The sequence below is a fragment of the Bartonella sp. MR168JLCBS genome (assembly GCF_042194175.1).
Map to the genome: position 1 here is coordinate 1 of NZ_JBHIMP010000189.1, position 968 is coordinate 968.

At 44.4% G+C, this 968-nt stretch carries 1 protein-coding gene; it reads left to right on the forward strand.

The window, feature by feature from the left end:
- Positions 1-968 (forward strand): TrbI/VirB10 family protein (locus tag ACFIK8_RS10255; RefSeq protein ID WP_375669363.1); only part of this gene is annotated, 968 nt, incomplete at both ends.

The window sequence follows — 968 nt, forward strand, 5'->3', positions numbered from 1 at the left end:
AATAAGAAAGGAGATGAGATCAATACAGGTGCAGAACAAAACTACACTGAGCATAAACATATTGAAGGTGCGTATGGTAGCTCCGAATTAGACTCGGAACGCCGTCCAATAGTTCCCGGTGCACGGACATTGTTAATAGTAGGGCTTATTGTCATAGTAGCGTTGCCGATTGCTCTGTCTTGGAAGGCTTTAAAAATGCGCAATGCCATAGACGTTGAAGAAGAAAAGCCTCAACAGACAGTAGAGCAAATTATACCTCGCTACACCCCTCGAATCACAGAGGAACCGAAAATTTTAGAAGAACCAGAAACACCAGTACAGGCAGAAGAACTAACGCAGTCTATTCCACCAGCCTTAGCACAACTTCTTCAAACAATGCCACAAAATTTGATTCAGGATGCTGAAGAATTGGCACGCAAACGTATGTTAAGTTCTGGTCTTAACAATGGTAGCAGTAGCGAAAGCTCTACAGAAAATTCAAAAAAGAATACACTTGACAATGGAAATAGTGGTGTATTATTTGATAAGCTCCAGCCTGTACGATTAGGTCAATCACACGCAGCCCAACTGCGTAACCGTGATCTCTTGATTACGCAGGGAACGCAAATAGATTGTACGCTGGAAACAAAAATCGTCACATCACAACCGGGAATGACAACATGTCATTTAACACGCGATGTCTATTCTACGAGCGGTCGTGTTGTTTTGGTCGATCGTGGTTCCAAAGTCGTCGGTTTCTACCAAAGTGGCATACAACAAGGACAAACGCGCGTTTTCGTGCAATGGTCGCGTATTGAAACGCCGTCTGGTGTTATTGTCAATCTTGACTCACCTGGTACTGGCCCTCTTGGGGAATCTGGGATCGACGGTTGGATTGATAAACATTTCTGGCACAGATTTGGCGGTGCCATCATGATGCGTATAATCGGTGATTCCGGAGGACGAGAGCAAAATAAGCTTGGCCAAGG